The 6369-nt window shown below is 59.1% G+C and carries 4 protein-coding genes; 1 reads left to right on the forward strand and 3 read right to left on the reverse strand.

Annotated elements, in window-relative coordinates; translation table 11 throughout:
• Positions 1-6 precede the first annotated feature (6 nt).
• Genes CYD26_RS22300 through CYD26_RS22310 form a run of 3 tightly spaced genes read right to left on the reverse strand, consistent with a single transcriptional unit; the run spans position 7 to position 4922 of the window.
• The gene (locus CYD26_RS22300) at positions 7-1380 is read right to left on the reverse strand and encodes an HlyD family type I secretion periplasmic adaptor subunit (RefSeq protein WP_065761709.1); all 1374 of its coding nucleotides are present in this window, start codon (positions 1378-1380) and stop codon (positions 7-9) included.
• A complete protein-coding gene (locus CYD26_RS22305; RefSeq protein WP_065761708.1) occupies positions 1370-3526 on the reverse strand; it encodes a type I secretion system permease/ATPase in 2157 nt (718 codons plus the stop codon). The genes CYD26_RS22300 and CYD26_RS22305 overlap by 11 nt, the downstream gene beginning before the upstream one ends.
• A gap of 43 nt (positions 3527-3569) precedes the next feature.
• Positions 3570-4922: a TolC family outer membrane protein gene (locus CYD26_RS22310; protein ID WP_099773261.1), complete on the reverse strand. Its 1353-nt coding sequence runs from the start codon at positions 4920-4922 to the stop codon at positions 3570-3572.
• A gap of 347 nt (positions 4923-5269) precedes the next feature.
• Between CYD26_RS22310 and CYD26_RS22315 the strand changes: the two genes are divergently transcribed.
• Positions 5270-6369: retention module-containing protein (locus CYD26_RS22315; RefSeq protein ID WP_145991813.1), on the forward strand; the 1100-nt coding region annotated here is incomplete at its 3' end.

The following is a 6369-nucleotide window of genomic DNA, read 5'->3' on the forward strand; positions in this document are numbered from 1 at the left end:
CTCCAATCAACGCTCGCGCAAGGCCTCGGCCCGTGCCCGGATGATCGGCTTGAGCAGGTAGCTCAACACGCTTTTCTTGCCGGTAATGATGTCCACTGATGCGACCATGCCGGGGATAATCAGCAGCGGTTTTTCGTCAGTGCCCAAGTGGCTGCGATCCGTACGCAGTTTGATCACATAGAACGTGTTGCCGTCTTCGTCGGTGATAGTGTCGGCGCCGATCTGCTCCAGCCGGGCTTTCAGCCCGCCATAGATGGTGAAGTCATAGGCGGTGAACTTCACCATGGCGTCCTGGCCAGGGTGGAGGAAGGCGATGTCCTGTGGACGGATCCGCGCCTCCACCAGCAGTGTGTCATCCAGCGGCACGATCTCGACAAGATCACTACCGGGTTGAATGACGCCACCAATCGTGTTGACCAGCAGTTGTTTGACGATACCGCGCACCGGCGAAGTAACCAGCGTACGGCTGACCCGATCCTCCAGCGCCTTGCCAGTTGCCTGGGCCTTGCTCAGGTCCGTGCGGGCTTCGTTCAGTTGGGTCAGGGCCTCGCTGCGGAACTTGCCACGGGTTTCGTCGATCTTGCGTTCGACTTCCTTGATGGCGGACTCGGCGCGTGGGATGGCCAGAGAGGTTGCATCCAGTTGGCCTCGGTTTTCCACTTCGGCCCGCTTGAGGCGTAGCACCTCAACCGGAGAAATCGCGCCCTGGGATACCAATGGCTCGGACATGTTGATTTCCTGACGCAGCAGCTGAAGGCTGTTGCGGTACTGCGCCTGCTTGGAGCTGAATTCGCGCAGTTCCTGCTGGCGCTGTACCAGTTGCTCCTGCAAACCGCCGATCTCGTTCTGCAACTGCTGGCGCCGACTCTGGTACAACGATTCCTCGTTGTTGGCCTGATTGGGCGCGGCTTTGCGGATTTCATCGGCGATATGCAATGGGCGATCCTCGACCTCGGCGCTCAAGCGTTCGACGCGCAGGGCCATGGCTAAACGGTCGGCTTCTGTCTCGCCAACGTTGGACACGAACCGAGTATCGTCCAGGCGCAGCAGTGGCGCGCCGGCTTCGACAATCTCGCCTTCGTGGGCATAGATCTCGGCAACGATACCGCCTTCCAGGTTCTGGATTTTCTGCAGTTTTGAGGACGGAATGGCCTTGCCATCTCCCCGAGTCACTTCATCAATGATCGCGAAGTTGGCCCAGAGCCCCATGAACAGGAAAAAACCGATTACGCCCCAGATGGTCAGCCGCACAATGCGCGGTGCATCCTCGATCAGGGCTTTGTTGACCTCAGGCAAGGGTTGCCCATGGAGCGACTCCGAGCCTTTGAAGTAGTTACTCAGTACGTCCTTGATGCGACCTGCTCCAGACTTAAGCAACACTGATCTGCCCCTTTTTCAGCGCATCCATTACGGCGGCTTTCGGGCCATCCGCGACAATCTGCCCGCGATCAATCACGATCAGCCGGTCGACCAGCGACAACAGCGAAGCACGGTGCGTAACCAGTACGACGGTCTTGTTCTCGATAACCGCTTGCAGGCGCTGCTTGAGGCGCTCTTCACCGGTGTTGTCCATGGCGCTGGTCGGCTCGTCCAGCAACAGGATCTGTGGGTTCAGCAGCAAGGCCCGGCCTAATGCAACGTTCTGTCGTTGGCCGCCGGAGAGGTTCTGGCCGCGCTCGCCGACCTGCAGCTCGTAGCCCTGCGGGTGCAGCCTGGCAAACTCATGCACGCCAGAGAGCTCGGCCGCTTGCAGGACCATTTCGTCCTCGATATAGCGGGCACCGCTGACCAGGTTGTCGCGTAATGTGCCGGACAACAACTGGATGTCCTGAGGGACATAGCCGATATTGTGGCGCAGCTCGCTCACATCGATCTGACGGATGTCCACGCCATCGACCAGCAACGAGCCGGCGTCTGCTTCGTAGAGGCCGACAATCAACTTGGCCAGCGAGCTCTTGCCTGAGCCGCTACGGCCGATGATGCCGATCTTCTCGCCTGGCCGGATCACCAGGTTGATGCCCTTGAGCGCAACGTTCTGCTGGTTCGGGTAGGTGAAATCAACCCCGCGGAACTCAATGGCACCTTGCAGTACCTGGCGGCTCAGTGGGCGCTCTTCGAAGTTGCGTTCTTGCGGCAGCTCCATCATCTGGTCAACCGAGACCATGGTGACCTTGGCCTGCTGGTAACGGGTCAGCAACCCGGCCAGTTGGCTCAGGGGGGCCATGGCGCGTCCATTGAGCATGTAGCAGGCGATCAGGCCGCCCATGCTGAGGTGGCCGTCCATGATCTGGTAGACGCCGAAGCAGATCAGCGCCACGCCGGCCAACTGCTGGATCAGCAAGGTGATGTTCATGGCCAGGCCCGACAGCACCTTTACGCGCAGCTCCAGGCGGCTAAGCGTACCGATGGTCTGCTCCCACATGTACTGGCGTTCGCTTTCGGCGTTGTTGACCTTGACTGCATCCAGCCCTGCGAGGGTTTCGATCAGGCTCGACTGGCGCTCGGAACCCAGTGCCATGGTGCGCTCCAGCGTTGCGACCAGTGGTTTTTGCAAGGCATGGCCGATGCCCAGAGCCAGCGGGAAGGCAACGATGGGAATCCAGACCAGATGGCCGCCGATGATGGCGATCACCAAGAGGATCAGCAGGGTGAATGGCAGGTCAATCAGGCTGGTCAGTGTCAGTGACGCAAGGAAGTCGCGCAGGCCCTGAAATTCATGGATGTTCTGGGCGAAGCTACCGACCCGGGCCGGGCGGTACTTCATTGCCATGCCGACAATACGCTCGAACAGCGTGGCGGAGATGATCAGGTCGGTTTTCTTCCCGGCCAGGTCCAGGCAAAGGCTGCGCAGGCCCTTGAGGATCAGGTCGAAGAGGTAGGCCCCGGTAATACCAATGGCCAGCACCCAGAGGGTCGAGGTGGCCTGGTTGGGAACTACGCGGTCGTAGACGTTCATCACGAACAGCGGTGCGGCCATGGCGATCAGGTTGATGACCAGGCTGGCGGCGATGGCGTCGGCATAAAGCCAGCGCGAGCGCTTGAGGGTGTCACGGAACCATGAGCGCGCCCTGGGGATCAGGTTGCCATGGTTGACGTCGAACTTATGCTGCGGCTGGGCAAAGAAAACCCGGCCACTGTAATCGGCCAGCAGCGCTTCGCGGCTGACATGTACCTCACCGCCGTCGCTCTCGCTGAGCAATAGACGTGCAGTACCTTCGTTTTCCCAGCCGAGCAGGATCGTGCTGCGGCCATCCTTGAGCAGCAACATCGCCGGCATGGCGATGTTGGGTATCTGCTCCAGCTTGCGTTGCAGCAAGCGACCTTGCAAGCCTGCCCGGGCAGCGGCGCGAGGCAGTAGCTCCGGGCTCAACCGCTGCGAGGGCAGCGGTAAACCGGTGGTGAGCATCGCCCGGCTGGCAGGTTTCTGGTGCAACACACAGAGCGACAGCAGGCTGTCCAGCAACGGATCGTCGTGCTGGCTGCGTGGATCATGGGTGAGCTGGACTCGACTGACTTCTGATTCCACGCGGCAATCTCTTAGCAAATACGGTTGGACATGAGGGCTGGCCTCAGTTCATGCCGGGCAGGTTTACCTGAGGCTTCATGTCGTTCTGCACGACAGTTGCCATTGGCGCCACAACGCCCTGGCTCTTGAGGAGCTGGCCAATGGTCGCCTTGATTCGATACTGAGTAAACAGCTGACTGTTCTTCACCTCTGCCAGGCGGCGCTGGGCGGTGAACAACTCGTTCTCGCTATCGAGCAGGTCAAGCAATGTACGCTCGCCCAAGCTGAACTGTTTCTGGTAAGCGGTGCGAACACTGCTGCTGTAGTCGACATACTTCTGCGCAATCGGCACTTGGGCATTGGCGTTGTTCATAGCATTCCATGCCAGGCCCAATTCTTCATTGAGCTGGCGCAAGGCATTGTTACGAATATCCAGCGCTTGGTTTGCCTGATAGGACTTGGACTCCAGGTCCGCTTTGTTGCTACCACCGGCATACAGATTGAAACTCATGCGCAGCATGGCCTGCCAGTCATTGTTATGACCGCTGACACCATCGATGTTGTTGTCGGCACTGCGCCCCAGTTCAGCATCGAAACGCGGGTAGAACGACGATTTTGCAGCATCGTACTGCTTCTCTGCAGCGGCGATATCGGACTCCGCCGATCGCAGGATCGGGCTGCTTTCCAGCATTTGCTGGCGTGCTTCATCCAGGCTGGCTGGCAGCATGTCGATGAAGGCCGGCGGCGTGCTGATTTCGTCTGGCATTTGACCAACTACGCTCAGGTAGTTGGTTTGTGCGTCAGCCAGGTTGGTTTGTTCAGTGATCAGGTTGTTGCGGGCCTGCGCCAGGCGCGCTTCGGCCTGATCCATATCGGCCAGGCGACCAACACCCCGTGCGGTCCGCAGCTTGATTTGATCGAAGATGCGTTCATGGCTGCGCAGGTTGTCTTCGGCCAGACGCACCATGTCGCGACGGGTCAGCACGTCCAGATACACCTGGGCAACGTTGAGCGCCGTGCGCTCGGAGGTGCCCATCAGGGCATAGGCGCGTGAGTTGACGGTGGCTTGTTGACGACCGACTTCACTGGATGTGGCGAAGCCGTCGAAGACCATTTGTCGAAGACGCACACTGGCTTCGCCACGGTTGAGGGTTTCCCAATCATTGCTACGGTTACCGATGCGAGTGCTCGGGCTGTCGGTACCTTCGCGGCCGTAACCTGCCAATACATCCACCCGCGGCAAATAGCCGCCCTGGGCTGCGCGCAATTGATAGTCGGCTGCGGTTCTGCTGTTAACCCCGGCTTGAACTTCCGGGTGGACTTCGATGGCGCGCTGCATAGCTTCCGGCAGGCTTTGCGCTTGAACAAAACTGGCGGCAAGGGTGAAAGGAAGAGCAGTCAGAAGGAGCGATCGCATTTACTTTTTCCCGGGGACATCTTGTCCCAAATCACAGCAAGTGGCCTTGCCGCATTTAATAATGGCAACCGTGCGGACCTTACGTCGGAAATTTCCGAGATGCTACTAGGATCGTACGAAGGAAGACTGGTGACCGTTCAAATATCAATGTGACATTACGTATCCGATTGTTTAGGATGGCGATCAGAAGGTCAATAGTTTGGCATTAAGTTAATTGCCAAACTTCTTAGTCATTATTTTGACAGTTGCAGTGTCAAAAACGCCTCACAGAACATTCCATCTGATTGCGGCAAGTCAGCGTCGCTCGGGCATGGAAGCCAATTTGAACGGTTAGTCCGGAGAGTCTTATGAGCAGTGTTGTTGCCGTTGTCAAAAGCATTGTTGGTCAAGTAATCGCGGTTTCCCCAGAGGGGATTCAACGTGTACTCATCGAAGGCGACCGTTTGTTCGTCGGCGAGCAGGTACTGACCGGTCTGGCCGGTGCCGTAACCCTGGAACTGGCTGATGGCCGCACGCTCGATCTCGGGCGCGACATGCAGTGGAGTGCCGATGCTCCAGACAGCACCACCGATCTGGCTGAGGCTACGGCGCAACAAGCCCCGTCGGTTGACGAGTTGCAACAAGCGATCGCGGCCGGTGCTGACCCGACCACTGAGCTGGAAGCCACGGCGGCAGGTCCCACTGCAGCTGGCGGTGGTGGCGGTGCAGTCGGTGGTGGCCACAGCTTCGTTATGCTCGATGAGACCGCTGCTTCAGTCGACCCGACCATTGGCTTCCCTACCGAAGGCTTGGCCTTCCAGACGGCCGCTGTCCAGCAAGAGCAAGGCCCGCTGGTTCTGAATACGGCTGCTGATGCCACCACGCCGTTGCGTGCCGCCGACCTGACCCTTACCGCTACCCCGAGCATCACTGAAGCGGGTGGTGTGTTGACCTACACGGCGACCCTGACTCAAGCGCCATTGACCGACCTGACTATCACCTTGTCCAACGGCCAGGTGATTGTTATCAGCGCCGGCCAGCTGACCGGCAGCGTCAACGTAGAAATTCCGCCGAATGACACGGTGTACATCGATGGCAGCGAAATCTCCGCCACCATCACTGGCACCAGTGGCGGTGGTGGCCTGGTGGTTACCCCGAGCACAACACCTGCAGTCACCCAGATCACCGACACCATCGACACCACCACCGTGACCCTGACGGCGACCGGCAATATTGTGGAAGGTGGCAGCATCACCTACACCGCGACCCTGACCAACCCGGCACAGACGCCGGTCACTGTGACCCTGTCCAACGGCCAGACCATCACCATTGAGGCCGGCAAGACCACCGGCAGCGTGGATGTTGAAACCCTGGGCAATGATGTCTACAACAACGGCAGCACCGTCAGCACCACGATTACCGGTGCTACGGGGGGTAACTTCGAGAACCTGGTGCCGAGCACCGAGCC

The sequence above is a fragment of the Pseudomonas sp. FFUP_PS_473 genome (assembly GCF_002858665.1).
Classification (GTDB): domain Bacteria; phylum Pseudomonadota; class Gammaproteobacteria; order Pseudomonadales; family Pseudomonadaceae; genus Aquipseudomonas; species Aquipseudomonas defluvii.